Below are 15692 nucleotides of genomic sequence, written 5' to 3' on the forward strand. Positions count from 1 at the left end.
CGCGATTCCATCACTCGTGCGCGATGGCCGCCAGCACATTCATGCGGGATGCACGCAACGCGGGCAGCAGGGCCGCCACGATGCCCACCACCGCGGAGCCGATCACCACCGCCACGATCGTGGTCCACGGGATCGCGAGCGCCTTCATCCCCTGCAGCGCCAGCACCTGCTGGGTGCACACGCCCCACACCAGACCGAGCGCGAGCCCGAGCACCGCGCCGAACACCGCGATCACCACCGACTCCAGCCGGATCATCCGGCGCAACTGCCGCCGGGCGAGCCCGATGGCCCGCAGCAGCCCGATCTCCCGGGTCCGCTCCACCACCGACAGGGCGAGGGTGTTGACCACGCCGAGCACCGCGATGATGATCGCCAGCCCCAGCAGCGCGTACACGAGGTAGAGCAGCACGGCGATCTGGTCGTGCACCAGCTTCTTGTAGTCGGCCTGGTTGCGGACCTGGACCTGCGGATACGGCTTGAGCGTGTGCTCCAGGTTCTTGCGCAGCTGGTCGGCGCTCGTGCCGGAGGCCTTGTTCACGTACAGCGCGGAGTCCTGCCCGCCCGGCACATATTTCTCGACCGTCGCGATGCCGAAGAACAGCCCGCCCTGCATGCCGAAGCCCTCGGCCTGGTCCTGGTCGGTGAGGGCGCCGACCTTCAGCTCGGTCCTGCGGCCGGCCGGGAACTCGACGGGGATGGTGCTGCCGATCCTGACGTCGTGTTTCCTCGCGAACTTGACGTCCATGCCGATGCTGCCGCCCGCCAGCGCCGCCGCCGTGTTCCCGGCCGCGTACGTCACGTGTGCGACGTGGTCGACCCCGTCGTCGTAGCCCGCGGCGGTGGTCTCGATGCGCTTGCCGTCCGGGAGGCGTACGGCCACCGGTGCGAACCGCTGCCGTACGACGAGGCCGACGCCCTGAGTGGCGCGGACCTTGTCGGTGACTTCCCTGTTGAAGGGCACGAAGTTGGTGTTCTGGACGATGAAGTCGGCACCCAGCGTCTTGTCGATCTGCTGGTCGAAGGACTTCGACATGGAGGCGCTGGCCACGGACATGCCGCCGACCAGCGCGAGGCCCACCATGAGGGCGGCCGCGGTGGCGCCGGTACGGCGGGGGTTGCGCAGGGCGTTGCGCTGGCTCATGCGGCCGATCGAGCCGAACAGGGCGGGGAAGGCAGCACCGAGGACCCGGATGACGGGGCGGACCAGCAGCGGGCCCGCGATGACTGTCGCGATCAGGGTCAGGACGACGCCGAGCCCCAGCAGCGAGGCCGACGAGGCGGTCTTCGTCGCCGTGGCGCAGCCGGCCAGGGCCGCCGCGCCGAGCGCTCCCACGACCGAGCCGACGATCGCGCGCGTCCTGAGCGGCTTGCCGATCCCGGCGATCTCGGCGTCCGCGAGCGCGGCCATCGGCGAGACGGTCGCCGCGCGCCGGGCCGGCAGATACGCGGCCACGAAGGTGACGCCGACGCCCACGACGTACGCCGCCACGGGGGTGCCCCACCCGACGACCATCTCCGTGGTCTTGAGGTTCATCCCGAACGCGCTCATCAGCTTGATCAGCCCGGCCGCGAGCCCGATGCCCGCCGCCAGGCCCAGCGTCGAGCCGACCAGGCCGAGCAGGACCGCCTCGGTGAGCACGGAGCGCCGCACCTGCCGCCGGTCGGCGCCGAGGGCCCTCAGCAGGCCCAGCTCCCGGGTGCGCTGGGCGATCAGCATCGAGAAGGTGTTGACGATCAGGAAGATGCCCACCAGGACGGCGATCCCGGCGAAGCCGAGCATCACGTACTTGATGACGTCGAGGAAGCCGCCGAGGTCCGAGGCGGCCGACTTGGCCTGCTCGTCGGCGGTCTTCACGTCGTAGGCTCCGGTGTCGACCACGGCCGCGACACGGCTCTTGAGCTGGGCGTCGCTCACGCCCTTCGCCGCATTGGCCTGGATGCTGGTGGCCTTGTCCGGCGCGCCGAGCAGCTGGGCCGCCGCGGTCTTCGGGTCGAGGAAGACCAGGGCCGCGCCAGGGTTGGTCGTGGTGAAGGTCGCGATACCCACGACCCTGACCTTGAAGGTGCCCGGCTGGGCGAGCACGGTCAGGGTGTCGCCGATCCGCACGTGCTTCTTGTCGGCGGTGTCGGCGTCCAGGAGCGCCTCCCCGCCGCCCTGCGGGGCATGGCCCGAGGTCAGCTTCACGGGGCTGCGGTCGGTGAGGTACCAGTCTGAGGCGATGGTCGGCGCCCCGGTGGTGGGGCCGACCGACTTGTTCCTGCTGTCGACGACGGTGATGTTCTGGACGCTGACGTCCGCGTGGGAAGAGGCGACTCCGGCGACCTTCGCGACCCGCGCCGCGAGCGAGGCGGGCACGGTCTCGGCCGCGCCCGTCGGCACCCGGGACTTGAGGTCCTGCTTCGGCTCCACGGTCACATCGGCGGAGGTGGAGTGGAAGAGCCGGTCGAAGGTGCGGGTGACAGTGTCGGAGAAGATCAGGCTGCCCGCGACGAACGCCACGGACAGGATGATCGCCAGCGCGGAGAGCAGCAGCCGACCCTTGTGGGCGAGGAAGCTGCGGAGCGTCGCCTTGAGCACGGTGTCAGTCCTCCTCGGCGGGAGCGCCGCTCTCGTCGAACTGGCTGCTGATCACGTCGAATCCGGGGGTCTGGGGGTTTCCCCCAGCAAAAAGGCGCATGCGTTCGAGAACCGCCTCCGCCGTCGGCCGTTCCATCTCGTCGACGATCCGTCCGTCCCCGAGGAAGAGCACCAGGTCGGAGTGGGCGGCGGCGCCCGGGTCATGGGTGACCATGACGACGGTCTGGCCGAGGCTGTCGACGGCCTCGCGCAGGAAGGCGAGCACCTCGAGCCCGGCCCGTGAGTCGAGGTTGCCGGTCGGCTCGTCCGCGAAGATCAGCTCCGGACGGGAGGCCAGCGCCCGCGCGCACGCCACGCGCTGCTGCTGCCCGCCGGACAGCTGGGAGGGCCGGTGCTTGAGCCGGTCCCGCAGCCCCAGGGTGTCGATGACCTGGTCCAGCCACTTCTCGTCGGGCTTCTTGCCCGCGATGTCCATGGGCAGGGTGATGTTCTCGGCCGCGTTCAGCGTCGGGATGAGGTTGAAGGACTGGAACATGAACCCGATCCGGTCCCGGCGCAGCCGGGTCAGCTCGCGCTCCTTCAGCCCCGTGATCTCCGTGTCGCCGAGCCACACCTGGCCTGCCGACACCGAGTCGAGCCCCGCCAGGCAGTGCATCAGGGTGGACTTCCCGGAGCCCGACGGCCCCATCACCGCGGTGAAACGGCCGCGCGCGATGTCCACGTCCACCGAGTCCAGGGCCAGCACGGTCGTCTCGCCCGAGCCGTAGGCCTTGGTCAGGCCGCGGGCGCGGGCCGCGATCCCGTCGGCCGACGCATGGCCCGGGGCGTGCTCCGCAGCTGCTGTGGACACGCTGCCTCCTCGCTCGCAATGGAGTGTCGACTCCTCCGTCCAGGCCGAGCGTAGTGTGATCCCGCCCACACCGGATATCCGCCGAAGGTCGGGGACGGTCTCCCCCGCAGGTCGGGTCCCTGATTCCGATGTAAGGGACAAGCTCCACCCGGGGGAGGAGCCCTTGTCGTGCTAGCGCTTAGGCGCTAGCTTCGAAGTATGGCGAAGACCCAGCTGAACGTGAGAGTGGACGAGGGCACGGCCCGTGCCGCCCGCGAGCGCGCTCTGGCCCGCGGCATGAGCGTCAACCGCTACATCGAGGAACTCGTGAGACAGGACACCGGGGAGGTCGGCCAGACGTTCGTCGAGGCCGCCGCCGACTTCATGAAGCAGTACGAGGCGGTCTTCGCCGAGGAGTTCGCCGGCGAGGACGACAGCACGCGCGAAGGTCGCCGCTGATCCCTTGAGCAACCTCAGCATCGATCTCGCCTGGCTCCTCATGCTCGCCGAACAGAAGACGCCCGGAGACCCCCAGGTCACCGACTGGGGCGCCCTCGTCGCCGCCGTCGCACGCCACGAGGCCGAGATATTCGACGTCCCCGTCTACGACAACCCGCACGCTCGCGCGGCGGCGCTGCTCCAACTCCTCATCCACATCCCCGCACTGGAGCGCTCGAACGCCCTCTTCGCCTCGGCCGTCGCATACGCCTACCTCGTCGCCAGCGGCCTCAGGGTCACCACTTCGCCGGTGCAGGTGCGCGACCTGGCCCGCCTGGTGAAGAGGGGCAACGCCACGGTGTACGACATCGCGGCGGAGCTGCGCGGCTGGACCATGTGAGCAGGGCGTTTCAGGCGGCCGCCGCGCCGGGATCCGGCCGCCACGCCGTGCCCAGCACGCAGTACGAGGTGGGCAGCCTCGGCCCCTTCTCCGGCATCAGCATCCGCCGGTAGGGGCCGAGCTCGAACCCGGCCTCACGCAGCGCGGCGACCGGGTCGCGGGCCAGATGGCAGCCCCCGTTCAGGGGCGGCCACAGCGTGCGGTCCAGGGCGCGCTGGGTGAAGGTCATCGCCGGTCCGCCGCCGCGGCCGTGCTCGAAGAACCGCACCACGCCGCCGGGCCGCAGCACCCGCCGTATCTCCGCGAGCGCCCGCGGCACGTCCCGCACACTGCACAGCACCAGCGAGAGCACCACCGCGTCGAAGGCCTCGCTCTTGACCGGCAGTGCCTCCGCGGCACCGGGCGCGACATCGACCGGCACCTCGCAGTGGCGGGCGGCGTCGAGGGCCAACTGCCGCAGCCGGCGCTCCGGTTCGATCGCCACGACCTCAGAGACGGCGCTCGGATAGTGCGCGAAGTTCAGGCCGTTGCCCGCGCCGATCTCGATCACCCGCCCGGACAGTCCGGACAGCAGCCGGTCGCGGACGCCGCCCATCCCCATCCGGGTCTCGGCGGTCACACTGATCCGTGCGTAGTAGCGGGCGAACAGCGGATGGTGCACGGGATCCCGCGCCACCTTCGTGGCACCCGGGGACCGTAGCGGCATGAGGACCTCCTCGGCAGGACGGGCCTACCGCGATTCTCCCCCGTACGGGCCCCGCGCACCCCCGCCGGTTTCAGGCGCGGCTCAGGCGACGAAGCCGCGCACCTGTTCGTACACGCCGTCGTCGTTGTTCATGTCGGCCGGGCAGGAAAACGGCGCCGTCTGCAGGCACCCTCGCCATGTTCGAGGCGGTCACCAGTCACCGGTCACGCGGCCTCCTGCCGCGAATGCGCCGCAACCGCGCGGTCGTACGCCCTCGCCCGCGGCCTCGGCCTGCCCGCCGCGCTCGCCGAGTGGGCGCTCGCCTTCCTCGCCCTCGCCGACGGCCGCTTCGCGGGAGCTGCGGCCAGGCTGCGCGCCCTGGCCGGCTTCGGCCCGGGCCACGGCCACCGCGCCATCCGCCACCTGGCCACCCCGCACTACGTCGAGGCCGCCGCACGCACCGGCGACACCCGTGTCGCCCGGGCCGCACACGCCGACTACCACCGCTGGGCGAGTGCCGTGCGCAGCACCGACGACCTGGCCCTCGGTGCCCGCTGCCGCGCCCTGCTCACGCCCGGCGACGAGGCCGTCGAGCACTACCGCACGGCCCTCGACCTACACACACAGTGCGACCGCGACTTCGAACACGCCCGCACGGAGCTGCTGTTCGGCAGCGCGCTGCGCCGGCTGCGCCGCCGCACGGAGGCCCGCGACCGGCTGTACGGCGCGCTGGAGGCGTTCGAGTACCTCGGTGCCCCGCACTGCGCGACACAGGCCCGCGCCGAACTGCACGCACTGGGCGCTCCCGCCCCCCCCCGCGCGCGACCGCACCGACGCCCCCGTCACGCGGCTGACGGCCCAGCAGCTGCTGATCGCCCGCATGGCCGCCGACGGCGCCACCAACCGCGAGATCGCCGCCCGCCGCGCCCTCAGCCCCCGCACGATCGACCACCATCTGCGGGGCGTGTTCAGCCGGTTGGGGATCCGCTCGCGGATCGACCTGGTGCGGCTGCTGGGGGACGGTGGGCGCGCGCCATGACGATCCTCGGCGGAGCAGCATGTCGATACAGCCGCGCGCCTCTTCGGGGCGCTTCCGGAACCGCCGCTCACCCAGCGACGTAGCGGATTTCCGGGTAGCGCGGTGAGGCGCCCGTCAATACGTGTGACGTGTCGGGGCGGCCGCGCAGATGGGCGTCGAAGAAGGCCCGCACGGTGGCCCGTACGCCCGCCACCGCCCTGTCGGCCGGGATCGTGCCGACCGGCAGGGGCAGTGCTCCTCCCAGCTGCGGGGCGAGCGCCACCAGGTCGGTGAAGGAGAGGTGTTCGGCGTCGGCGAGGCGCAGACAGCGCCGCCAGTCGCGCAGGGTGTCCCAGAAGGCGGACCAGGACGCGTCCTTGTTCAGGCCGTCGTGGACCGCCGTGTCCATCAGCAGGAACGGGCGGTCGAGACCGCTCTCAACCACCGGCCCGAACAATGCGCCGTCCAGGTCGGCACCGGCCCGCACCCGCGCGTCCAGGTCCATGACGGCCGCTGCCGCAGCCCCACCGCGGGAGTGCCCGAAGGCCCCGGTGCGGGTGAGGTCGAGGCTGCCACGCAGGCCGCACGGCAGGGGCCGCCGCTGTGCGTCGGGGTTGCCGCCCCGGTTCAGCTCGCCCAGGCAGTCCAGCACGAAACGCAGGTCGTCGGCGCGCACCGCGACCGCTCTGCTCCGGGCGTCGTCGTCACCGTCGGGCCGGGAACGCACGACACGGCCGTCGGGGAACTCCACCTCCCCCGAGTCGTAGGGGTGGTCGACCGTGACCACGACATAGCCCCACGACACGAGGTCCTCGACCACGAGGGTGTTGAAGGTGCGGTCCGCGGCGTAGCCCGGCGAGTAGAGGAGGACCGGGCGGCGGCCGCCCCGGGCCGGCGCCGAGTCCGCCGTGTGCGTCGCGGGCAGTGCGAAGGCGTCCAGGGCGCCCCCGTAACGCGCCTTCAGTGCACGCTCGGCGCCCTCCGGAAGCCACGGCAACATCGTGCGGCCGTACACCTCGGCCGCCGGATAGGTCACGGTCACCATCAGCTCGCGCGGCTGCCCCGGCTCCGACCACGGATCGGTTCTCGACGGGTCGATCAGGTGCAACTCCACCGCACCCACCCGCGCGGGCCCGGTCGGCCCGGCGAGGTGGAGCGGCAGGGAATCGGCCGTCGGCGAAGCGGCGGCAGGGGACACCGCGGCTCCGGCGACAACTGCTCCCAGGCCACCGGCCAGCAGGACACGGCGAGTTGGGCGAAGGGGAGGCATTGCGCTCCTTCCAGCTCATCGTCAAGTCCCCTGGACTGCAGGTCACTTGCTGGGCCGGCCCGCCAGTGGGGCCGCTCCGCGGCAGTCGGCCCGTCCCGCAGCCGTGCCCTCCGCCGCACCCGCGGCCCGCGCGCCGACGGCTCACCCGAATGGCGTAGGTGATGCCAATTGTCATGATTTCAATACAGGCTGTAGCTGTGTCCGGGAAATACGCTGCCCTTCGCGAGCGTGTGGACACGCCGCGTGACGACGGTTCACTCGAGGAACGACGAAGGGCGTCGACATGACAGACCCAGGCCGCTCAGTGCGGCGTCCATCCCGGATCGTTCTGGGCTCGCTCGCCGCTGCGGCCGCACTGCTCGCGGCCGGCCTGCCGCAGTCGGCGCCTGCCGCAGCGGCGCCGTCCACCTCCGCGCTCATGGCTGCCGCCGCGGACGGCGGTGCTCCGACGGACGACGTCAGCACGCTCTCCACCGGATGGCAGACGCCCTGGGAGATCAAGTTCATGCCGGACGGAAGCTCCGCGCTGGTGACCGAGCGGCTCACCTCCCAGGTGTACCGCCTCGACCGGGACGGGCGTAAGACACGGGTCGGCGAAGTGCCGAACACCGTCCCCGAGCCCTATGACGACGGCCCCGGCGGCCTGTTGGGCGTCGCCCCGTCCCCGACCTGGAACGGCACGACCGACAAGCAGGTGTTCTTCGTGCACACCACGAGGACCCGGACCCAGGTCGTCAGCATGGACTACGACGGCAGCTCGCTGTGGAACTACAAGGTGGTGCTCGGCGGAATCAAGCGGGTCGGCAACCACAACGGCGGCCAGATCGCCTTCGGCCCCGACGGCTACCTCTACGTCACCACCGGCGACGCCTACCAGCCGAAGCTCGCGCAGGACAAGAAGTCGCTCAACGGAAAGATCCTCCGCATCACCAGGACCGGCGCCGCGGCCCCCGGCAACCCGTTCGGCACCCGCGTCTACAGCTACGGCCACCGCAACCCGGAGGGCCTTGCCTGGGACCGCACCGGCCGGCTGTGGGAGACGGAGGTCGGCGACCAGACCTGGGACGAGATCAACCTGATCAAACCAGGCGCCAACTACGGCTTCCCCGCCTGCGAGGGCGCCTGCGACGTCAAGGGCATGACCACCCCGAGGGTCGTGTTCCACCCGGAGTGGGGCGTGCCCGCCCAACTCGCCATCGTGGACAACGTGATCTACGTGACGTCACTGCGCGGCAAGCGGCTGTGGCGCATCCCGATCGACGGGGACACAGAGTTCACCGGCACGCCGGTCGACTTCTACCCCGGCCGGTTCGGCCGCCTGCGCGCCATTGCCAAGGTGCCCGGCGCGGACGAACTGTGGGTGGGCACCAGCGACCTCGGATACGGCAAGGACAAAATCCTCCGCGTCTCCCTCAAGTGACCCTCCCTGCACCCCCAGAAATCCCACCGGAGAGGACGTATCACCCATGAACGAAGCCACGGAGCAGCTCAAGCCGGTCGAGCAGATCGCCTCGCAGGACACGGACGGCGCCAACTGGCAGACGCCCGCCTACGAGGTCGTCGACACCGCGCTCGAGGTCACCGCCTACTCCCTCAGCTCCCGCTAGCCGACGCCATGCAACTGCTGGTACTCGGCACGGCCGCCGGCGGCGGCATCCCCCAGTGGAACTGCGCGTGCGCCGGATGCTCCGGGGCACGCGCCCACCCGGGCCGACGCCGCCGTCATGCCTCCCTCGCCGTACGGACCGACGACGGCCGCTGGTACATCGTCAACGCGACCCCTGACATCGGCGACCAGATCGAAGCCCGGCCCGAACTCCACCCGGGGCCGGGCCCCCGGCAGACGCCGCTCGCCGGGCTGGTCCTCACCGACGCCGAACTCGACCACACCCTGGGCATCGCACGGCTGCGCGAGGCGGACGCACTCCAGGTGATCTCCACGGCCCCGGTCCGGCGGGCGCTCCTGGACCGTCTGCACCTCGGCGACGTACTGGCTCCGTACACCTCCATCACCTGGCGGGAGCTGCCGCCGCGCGGGGCTGAACCGCTGGACCGCGGCGCCTCGGGCCTGCAGATCAGCGGCATCCCGGTGGCGGGCAAGCGCCCCCGGTACGCCGCCGGCGCCCCGGACGACGACGCATGGGTCGTGGCGCTGCGCCTGTACGACCCGGCCTCCGGCGCCACCGCGCTCTACGCACCCGCCCTGGCCGCCTGGCCGGACCGCTTCCAGCAGGCCGCCGACGAGGCCGACTGCGTCATCGTGGACGGCACCTTCTGGGACGACGATGAGCCCCGCCGCACGGGCATCTCCGAACGCACCGCCACCGGCATGGGCCATCTGCCCATCGAGGGACCGGACGGAACCGCCGAACGCCTGGCACGCCTCTCCGCCCGGTGCCTCTACACCCACCTCAACAACACCAACCCCCTCGTCGACCCGGCCGCGCCCCAGCACAAGCGGCTCGCACGGCTGGGCCTCGAGGTGGCGTACGACGGGATGGTGATCGACCTATGAGCACGACCGCACTGAATACGACCGCACTGAATACGACCGCACGGAACACGGCACCCGACCCGCTCGCGGAGCCCTGGCGCCCCGCCGAGTTCGAGGCACGCCTGCGCGCGGTGGGGGAGGAGCGGTACCACGACAGCCACCCCTTCAACCTCCGTATGCACAGCGGCGACCTCAGCCAGGACGAACTGCGCCGCTGGATCGTCAACCGCTTCCACTACCAGCGCCACATCCCCGTCAAGGACGCCCTGATCACGGCCAAGCTGGACACCCCGGTGCTGCGCCGGATGTGGTTGCGCCGCATCCAGGACCACGACGGCCAGCAGGACCGCGAGGGCGGCCTCGACCGGTGGCTGCGGCTCGGTGAGGCGGCCGGCCTGCCCCGTGAGACGCTGCTCGCCGGCGACGGCGTACTGCCGGGCGTACGACTGGCGGTCGACGGATACGTCAACTTCTGCCGGCTGCACACGCCCCTCGAAGCCGTCGCCGCATCGCTGACGGAACTGTCCGCCCCGGATCTGATGCGCACCCGCATCGAGGCCTTCCAACGCCACTACCGGTGGATCGAGCCCCAAGGCCTCGCCTACTTCCGCACCCGGGTCTCCCAGGGCCGGCGCGACAGCCGCGAGGCACTCGACCTGGTGCTCGGCTGGGCCCGCAGCCGGGAGGACCAGGAACGGGCCCTGGCGGCGCTGCGCTTCAAGTGCGACGTCCTGTGGTCGCTGCTGGACGCCGTGGACCAGGCGGGCCGCCGGGAGCAGGGGTGAGTACGACGTCGGTGACCGACTGGCGGCCCGCGCCGGCACCCGCCGTCCTCCTGCGGCACGACCACACCCGGGACACGGACCTGCTGCTCCTTCCCGAACGTGTCGTCGTCCTGCGGGGCGGGGCCGGCGCGGTCGTCGCCCTGTGCGACGGCGCCCGGAGCGTGCGCGACATCGTCGACGAACTGTCCGGACGGTTCCCGGGCGCCCCCGTGGCCACCGACGTCCCATTCTTCCTCGAACGGCTGCGCAAGGAGGGCTGGCTGCGATGACCCTCACCGATCCGACCGCCCCCGCCCCTGCGGCGCCCGCGCCCGCCCGGCCCTGGGCGCTGCTGGCCGAACTCACCCACGCCTGCCCGCTGCACTGCGGGTACTGCTCCAACCCGCTGGAGCTGACCCGGCGTTCGCGCGAGCTGACCGCCGGGCAGTGGGCGGACGTGATGCGCCAGGCGGGCGGGTTCGGCGTGGTCCACACCCATCTCTCGGGCGGTGAGCCGCTGCTGCGCCGGGACCTGGAGCAGATCGTCGCCGCGGCCGAGGCCGCAGGGATCTACACGCAGCTGGTCACCAGCGGTGTGGGCCTGGACCGGGAGCGGCTCGCCGCGCTCACCGCCGCCGGGCTGCGCAGCGTCCAGCTGTCCGTCCAGCACGCCGACCCGCGCGCCTCGGACCGGATCGCCGGACGCCGTTCCTTCGGCGAGAAGGAACGGGCCGCCGCGCTCGTACGGGCCGCGGGCCTGCCGCTGGGCCTCAACGTCGTCCTGCACCACGAGAACCTCGACGCGATCGAAGCCGTCGTCGAACTGGGCCTGTCCTGGGGCGTGGACCGCATCGAACTGGCCAACGCGCAGTTCTACGGCTGGGGTCTGCTCAACCGTGCCGCCCTGCTCGCCACGCGTGAGCAGCTCGCCCGGGCCCGGGACGCCGTCGAGCGGTGGCGGGAGCGGCTCACGCCGGACGGCCCCGAGCTGGTCTGGGTCGTCCCGGACTACTTCGACGGTGCGGCCAAGCCGTGCATGGGCGGCTGGGGCGCGGTCTCGCTCACCGTCACCCCGGACGGCACCGTCCTGCCCTGCCCGGCCGCGGCCTCGCTGCCGGACCTGGACCCGCCGAACGTCCGGGACCATCCGCTGGCCTGGATCTGGGACCATTCCCCGGCCTTCAGCCGTTACCGCGGCACCGACTGGATGGCCGACCCGTGCCGCAGCTGTTCCCGCCGAGAGGAGGACCACGGCGGCTGCCGCTGCCAGGCATACGCCCTCACGGGCGACGCAGCCCGCACGGACCCCGCCTGCCGGCTCTCCCCCGACCACGCACTGATCCGCGCACTGACCGACGACCGCACGGACGGCCGACCGGCGATCAGACGGCGGGCACCGGTCCGACCCGGGATCGCGCGGCAGTTGCCCTGATCGAGGCGTGAGCACGGGCGGACGACTAGGTTGACTTCATGTACTCGGCGCAGGTCTCACGGCATGTGCAAGCCCCGCCTTCGGCGGTCTACCGGGCTCTGCTGGACGCGGACGCGATCGCCCAGTGGCGCGTGCCGGACGGCATGAGCAGCCACGTCCATGAATTCGACGCGCGCGAAGGCGGACGGTTCCGCGTCTCACTCACTTACGACGTGCCGGTCGGCACCGGCAAGTCGGCCGCGCACACCGACACCTACCACGGCCATTTCGCGAGGCTCGTACCCAACGAGCAGGTCGTCGAGGTACTGGAGTTCGAGACCGCGGACCCCGCGCTGCGGGGCACGATGACCATGACCACCACGCTCACCGCCACGGACGGCGGCACCGACGTCCTCGTCGTGCACGAGGGAATCCCCGACGCCGTGCCCGCCGCCGACAACGAGACCGGCACGCGCATGGCCCTGGCGAACCTCGCCCGGCTCGTCGAGGCGGACGAGCGCTCCGGCTGAGTCGTCCGGACCGCGGTTCTACGCAGCCTCCCGCCCCCTGAACGCCTCCGCGTCCCACGTCCCGTCCAGGCGAGGTGCCAGCCAACTCGGCGCGTTCGTGCGGAAGTCGGCGGGTGGCAGTGAGCCCGCTCCGGCGGGCAGGGCGCCCAGCAGTGGTGCGTCGGCCACCTCCGGCAGGTCCGACACATTGCAGCGGGAGGCGAGGTCGGCGGAGTCGGGCCAGCTGCCGATCACGATCCCGGCCAGGTCGAGCCGGCGGGAACGGAGTTCCCGTGCCGTCAGCTCCGTCGTGTTCAGCGTGCCCAGGCCGGCCGACGCCACCACCAGCACCGGCGCCTTCAGCAGCTCCGCCGCGTCCGCGAGTGTCCCGCCCGCCGGGTCGAAGCGGACGAGCAGCCCGCCCGCTCCCTCGACCAGCACCAGGTCGTGCTCGGTGGCCAGCTTGGTGGCGGCCTCGGCGACGTCCTGCGGGCGCACCGGGGGCAGCCCCGCCCGCCGGGCCGCCGTCCCCGGCGCCAAGGGCTCCGGATAGCGGGCGATTTCGGCCGCCGTCACGCCGCCCGCGAGCCGGCCGACCTCGGCGGCGTCTCCGGGCTCGTCCGGCCCGACGCCCGTCTGCGCGGCCTTCAGCACGGCCACCGACCGGCCGGCCGCGAGCGCACAGGCGGCGACCGCGGCGGTCGTGACCGTCTTGCCGACCTCCGTGCCGGTGCCCGTGATCACCAGGATCGTCATGCTGTGCTCATCCCTCCCGCGCCGCCGCGCACACCGCGCGCGCGATCCGTGCCACGTCGGCGTCCCCGGTGACGTACGGCGGCATCGTGTAGATCAAATCGCGGAACGGCCGCAGCCACACGCCCTCGCGCACGGCCGCGTCCGTCGCCGCCTTCATATCGACGGCGTGGTCCAGCTGCACGACTCCGATGGCGCCGAGGACGCGCACGTCCTGGACGCCCGGGAGGTCGAGAGCCGGTGCGAGCCCCTCCCGCAGTCCCGTCTCGATCCGCTTGACCTCGCCGGGCCAGTCCTGGCCGAGCAGCAGCTCGATCGAGGCGCAGGCCACGGACGCCGCCAGGGGATTGCCCATGAAGGTCGGGCCGTGGGCCAGGACCGGCACCTCGCCCTGCGAAATGCCTTCGGCCACGCGGGAGGTGCACAGCGTCGCGGCCATCGTCATATAGCCGCCGGTCAGCGCTTTGCCCACGCACATCACGTCCGGCGTCACGGCCGCGTGGTCGGCCGCGAACAGGGCGCCCGTGCGGCCGAACCCGGTCGCGATCTCGTCGAACACCAGCAGCACGTCATGCGCGTCGCACGCCTCGCGCAGCACCCGCAGATACGCGGGCGAGTGGAAGCGCATCCCGCCCGCGCCCTGCACCACCGGCTCGACGATCACCGCGGCCAGCTCGTGGGCGTGCCGCTCGATCGCCGCGCGCAACTGCTCCGCGTACGACTCCTCGTACGCGGCCGGTGGCGCGTCCACGAACACCTGGCGCGGCAGTACGCCGCTCCACAGCTCGTGCATCCCGCCCTCGGGGTCGCACACCGACATGGGCTGCCAGGTGTCGCCGTGATAGCCGCCGCGCCACGTCAGCAGCCGCTGTCTGCCGGGGCGTCTCAGCGAACGCCAGTACTGCAGACACATCTTGGCCGCGACCTCGACCGACACCGACCCGGAGTCGGCGAGGAAGACATGCTCCAGACCGTCGGGCGACATGTCGACAAGGTGCTTCGCGAGCCGGACGGCGGGCTCGTGGGTGAGCCCGCCGAACATCACATGGCTCATCCGGCCGAGCTGCTCGCGCGCGGCCTCGTTGAGCACCGGGTGGTTGTAGCCGTGGATGGCCGACCACCAGGACGACATGCCGTCGACCAGCTCGCCCGAGCCGTCCGCGAGCCGCAGCCGCACCCCGCTCGCCGACTCGACGACGAGCGGTTCGACCCGGCCGGGCATGGGCCCGTACGGATGCCAGACATGCCGCCGGTCGAGCTCGAGCAGCTCGGGGACGGGCAGGTCAGGCATTGGGTGCGAGATCCGTTCCGACACCGCGGTGGCGCATGGCGACCAGGTCGGTGCGGGGCTCGGACGAGGGCGCCGCGGCAGCCGTACCGCAGACACCGCCGTCCGCGTGCGACCCGCACCCGCCGTCCTGGTGGGACCCGCAGCCCGCCCCGGCGTGCGAACCGCAGCCGCCCGCGGCCGCCGAGGCCCGGTGCTCCGGCAGCGTCACCTCGCCGGCGCCCTCCACCTCGAAGCCGGCGTCCGCGATCATCTCCAGGTCGGCCTTGCCTGCCTGGCCCTCGCTGGTGAGGTAGTCGCCGAGGAAGATCGAGTTGGCCAGGTTCAGCGCCAGGGGCTGCATGGTGCGCAGATGCACCTCGCGGCCGCCGGCGATGCGCACCTCGACGTCCGGGCACACGAACCGCACCATCGCCAGGATCCGCAGACAGCGCTGCGGGGTGAGGTGCCACTCCTTGGCGAGCGGGGTGCCCTCCATCGGGATCAGGAAGTTCACCGGCACCGAGTCCGGGTCCAGCTCGCGCAGCGAGAAGACCACGTCCACCAGGTCCTCGTCGCTCTCGCCCATGCCCGCGATCAGACCGGAGCAGGCGGACAGACCGGCCGCGTGCGCCTTGGTCACGGTGTCCACCCGGTCGGCGTACGTGTGCGTGGTCGTGATGTCCCCGTACGTCGCCTCGGACGTGTTCAGGTTGTGGTTGTAGGCGTCCGCGCCCGCCTCGCGCAGCCGCTCCGCCTGGCCGTCGGAGAGCAGACCGAGACAGGCGCACACCTCGACGCCCTCGTTCTGCTCCTTGATCGCCTTGATGGTGCCGGCGACCCGGTCCACGTCCCGGTCGGTCGGCCCGCGCCCGGACGCCACCAGGCACACCCGCTTGGCGCCCCCCGCAAGACCGGCCGCCGCGGCCTGCGAGGCCTCGTCCGGCTTGATCCAGGTGTACTTCAGGATGTCGGCCTTGGAACCGAGCCGCTGGGAGCAGTACGAGCAGTCCTCCGGACACAGTCCGGACTTCAAGTTGACGAGGTAGTTCAGTTTCACCCGTCGGCCGAACCAGTGCCGGCGCACCTTTCCGGCCGCGGCCACCACGTCGAGCACGTCGTCGTCGGAAGTGGCGAGGACGGCCAGAGCTTCCTCGCGGGTCGGCAGCTCGCGCCGAAGCCCCTTGTCCACCAGCGTGTTCAGCAGGTCCATGAGAGCCGATCCTGTCTTACGGAAGCGCTCCCGGCCAAGGAGAGAATGAACAACAGGGACACT

Annotated in this window: 16 protein-coding genes and 1 pseudogene; 10 read left to right on the forward strand and 7 right to left on the reverse strand. The window is 71.9% G+C overall.

Going from position 1 to position 15692, the window contains the following annotated elements:
• Positions 1 to 10 precede the first annotated feature (10 nt).
• Positions 11 to 2578: an ABC transporter permease gene (locus tag ACWCRD_RS34265; RefSeq protein WP_450969620.1), complete on the reverse strand. Its 2568-nt coding sequence runs from the start codon at positions 2576 to 2578 to the stop codon at positions 11 to 13.
• A 4-nt stretch (positions 2579 to 2582) separates the two neighbouring features.
• Positions 2583 to 3428: an ABC transporter ATP-binding protein gene (locus tag ACWCRD_RS34270; RefSeq protein ID WP_450969621.1), complete on the reverse strand. Its 846-nt coding sequence runs from the start codon at positions 3426 to 3428 to the stop codon at positions 2583 to 2585.
• 198 nt (positions 3429 to 3626) lie between these two features.
• On the opposite strand from ACWCRD_RS34270, the gene ACWCRD_RS34275 reads away from it, so the two are divergent.
• On the forward strand, positions 3627 to 3866 hold the full coding sequence (locus ACWCRD_RS34275; protein ID WP_115914075.1) for a toxin-antitoxin system HicB family antitoxin: 240 nt from the start codon (positions 3627 to 3629) through the stop codon (positions 3864 to 3866).
• Positions 3867 to 3870: 4 nt separating this feature from the next.
• Positions 3871 to 4245 (forward strand): fic family toxin-antitoxin system, toxin component, encoded by a 375-nt coding sequence (locus ACWCRD_RS34280; protein WP_344399262.1) that lies wholly within the window; start codon positions 3871 to 3873, stop codon positions 4243 to 4245.
• 10 nt (positions 4246 to 4255) lie between these two features.
• Here the strand turns inward: ACWCRD_RS34280 and ACWCRD_RS34285 are convergent, their stop codons facing one another.
• The gene (locus tag ACWCRD_RS34285; protein ID WP_450969622.1) at positions 4256 to 4951 is read right to left on the reverse strand and encodes a class I SAM-dependent methyltransferase; all 696 of its coding nucleotides are present in this window, start codon (positions 4949 to 4951) and stop codon (positions 4256 to 4258) included.
• Between the two features lie 195 nt (positions 4952 to 5146).
• Between ACWCRD_RS34285 and ACWCRD_RS34290 the strand changes: the two are divergent.
• A pseudogene (locus ACWCRD_RS34290) lies at positions 5147 to 5969 on the forward strand (LuxR C-terminal-related transcriptional regulator); the annotation flags it as partial.
• Between the two features lie 67 nt (positions 5970 to 6036).
• On the opposite strand, the gene ACWCRD_RS34295 reads toward ACWCRD_RS34290, so the two are convergent.
• Positions 6037 to 7218 carry an alpha/beta hydrolase family protein gene (locus tag ACWCRD_RS34295; RefSeq protein ID WP_450969623.1) on the reverse strand — a complete coding sequence of 394 codons (1182 nt, stop codon included), beginning with the start codon at positions 7216 to 7218 and terminating at the stop codon, positions 6037 to 6039.
• 283 nt (positions 7219 to 7501) lie between these two features.
• Between ACWCRD_RS34295 and ACWCRD_RS34300 the strand changes: the two genes are divergently transcribed.
• From ACWCRD_RS34300 to ACWCRD_RS34330, 7 genes are read left to right on the forward strand one after another with little or no spacing between them, the layout of a single operon-like run.
• Complete coding sequence (locus ACWCRD_RS34300; RefSeq protein ID WP_450969624.1) at positions 7502 to 8638, forward strand: PQQ-dependent sugar dehydrogenase; 1137 nt, start codon at positions 7502 to 7504, stop codon at positions 8636 to 8638.
• A gap of 46 nt (positions 8639 to 8684) precedes the next feature.
• Positions 8685 to 8825: a pyrroloquinoline quinone precursor peptide PqqA gene (gene pqqA / locus ACWCRD_RS34305; RefSeq protein WP_450969625.1), complete on the forward strand. Its 141-nt coding sequence runs from the start codon at positions 8685 to 8687 to the stop codon at positions 8823 to 8825.
• Positions 8826 to 8833: 8 nt separating this feature from the next.
• Positions 8834 to 9733, forward strand: a complete 900-nt coding sequence (gene pqqB, locus ACWCRD_RS34310; RefSeq protein WP_450969626.1) for a pyrroloquinoline quinone biosynthesis protein PqqB — start codon at positions 8834 to 8836, stop codon at positions 9731 to 9733.
• Positions 9730 to 10497 carry a pyrroloquinoline-quinone synthase PqqC gene (gene pqqC, locus ACWCRD_RS34315; protein ID WP_450969627.1) on the forward strand — a complete coding sequence of 256 codons (768 nt, stop codon included), beginning with the start codon at positions 9730 to 9732 and terminating at the stop codon, positions 10495 to 10497. Before pqqB ends, pqqC begins: the two co-directional genes overlap by 4 nt.
• Positions 10494 to 10766: a pyrroloquinoline quinone biosynthesis peptide chaperone PqqD gene (gene pqqD, locus ACWCRD_RS34320; protein WP_450969628.1), complete on the forward strand. Its 273-nt coding sequence runs from the start codon at positions 10494 to 10496 to the stop codon at positions 10764 to 10766. The genes pqqC and pqqD overlap by 4 nt, the downstream gene beginning before the upstream one ends.
• Positions 10763 to 11908 carry a pyrroloquinoline quinone biosynthesis protein PqqE gene (gene pqqE / locus ACWCRD_RS34325; RefSeq protein ID WP_450969629.1) on the forward strand — a complete coding sequence of 382 codons (1146 nt, stop codon included), beginning with the start codon at positions 10763 to 10765 and terminating at the stop codon, positions 11906 to 11908. The genes pqqD and pqqE overlap by 4 nt, the downstream gene beginning before the upstream one ends.
• Positions 11909 to 11946: 38 nt before the next feature.
• On the forward strand, positions 11947 to 12417 hold the full coding sequence (locus ACWCRD_RS34330; protein ID WP_450969630.1) for an SRPBCC domain-containing protein: 471 nt from the start codon (positions 11947 to 11949) through the stop codon (positions 12415 to 12417).
• Positions 12418 to 12435: 18 nt separating this feature from the next.
• On the opposite strand, the gene bioD is transcribed toward ACWCRD_RS34330, so the two are convergent.
• The 3 genes from bioD to bioB are packed head-to-tail and all read right to left on the reverse strand — an operon-like array spanning position 12436 to position 15629.
• Positions 12436 to 13152 (reverse strand): dethiobiotin synthase, encoded by a 717-nt coding sequence (gene bioD / locus ACWCRD_RS34335; RefSeq protein WP_450969631.1) that lies wholly within the window; start codon positions 13150 to 13152, stop codon positions 12436 to 12438.
• A gap of 7 nt (positions 13153 to 13159) precedes the next feature.
• On the reverse strand, positions 13160 to 14440 hold the full coding sequence (locus ACWCRD_RS34340) for an adenosylmethionine--8-amino-7-oxononanoate transaminase (RefSeq protein ID WP_450969632.1): 1281 nt from the start codon (positions 14438 to 14440) through the stop codon (positions 13160 to 13162).
• On the reverse strand, positions 14433 to 15629 hold the full coding sequence (gene bioB / locus ACWCRD_RS34345) for a biotin synthase BioB (protein ID WP_450969633.1): 1197 nt from the start codon (positions 15627 to 15629) through the stop codon (positions 14433 to 14435). The genes ACWCRD_RS34340 and bioB overlap by 8 nt, the downstream gene beginning before the upstream one ends.
• Positions 15630 to 15692 lie beyond the last annotated feature (63 nt).

It is taken from the genome of Streptomyces sp. NPDC002092, from assembly GCF_053593775.1.

Coding starts and splice junctions, on each gene's coding strand:
- ACWCRD_RS34275 (WP_115914075.1), top strand. CDS start 3,627: ATGGCGAAGACCCAGCTGAACGTGAGAGTGGACGAGGGCACGGCCCGT.
- ACWCRD_RS34285 (WP_450969622.1), bottom strand. CDS start 4,951: ATGCCGCTACGGTCCCCGGGTGCCACGAAGGTGGCGCGGGATCCCGTG.
- ACWCRD_RS34295 (WP_450969623.1), bottom strand. CDS start 7,218: ATGCCTCCCCTTCGCCCAACTCGCCGTGTCCTGCTGGCCGGTGGCCTG.
- ACWCRD_RS34300 (WP_450969624.1), top strand. CDS start 7,502: ATGACAGACCCAGGCCGCTCAGTGCGGCGTCCATCCCGGATCGTTCTG.
- pqqA (WP_450969625.1), top strand. CDS start 8,685: ATGAACGAAGCCACGGAGCAGCTCAAGCCGGTCGAGCAGATCGCCTCG.
- pqqB (WP_450969626.1), top strand. CDS start 8,834: ATGCAACTGCTGGTACTCGGCACGGCCGCCGGCGGCGGCATCCCCCAG.
- pqqC (WP_450969627.1), top strand. CDS start 9,730: ATGAGCACGACCGCACTGAATACGACCGCACTGAATACGACCGCACGG.
- pqqE (WP_450969629.1), top strand. CDS start 10,763: ATGACCCTCACCGATCCGACCGCCCCCGCCCCTGCGGCGCCCGCGCCC.
- ACWCRD_RS34330 (WP_450969630.1), top strand. CDS start 11,947: ATGTACTCGGCGCAGGTCTCACGGCATGTGCAAGCCCCGCCTTCGGCG.
- bioD (WP_450969631.1), bottom strand. CDS start 13,152: ATGACGATCCTGGTGATCACGGGCACCGGCACGGAGGTCGGCAAGACG.
- ACWCRD_RS34340 (WP_450969632.1), bottom strand. CDS start 14,440: ATGCCTGACCTGCCCGTCCCCGAGCTGCTCGAGCTCGACCGGCGGCAT.
- bioB (WP_450969633.1), bottom strand. CDS start 15,629: ATGGACCTGCTGAACACGCTGGTGGACAAGGGGCTTCGGCGCGAGCTG.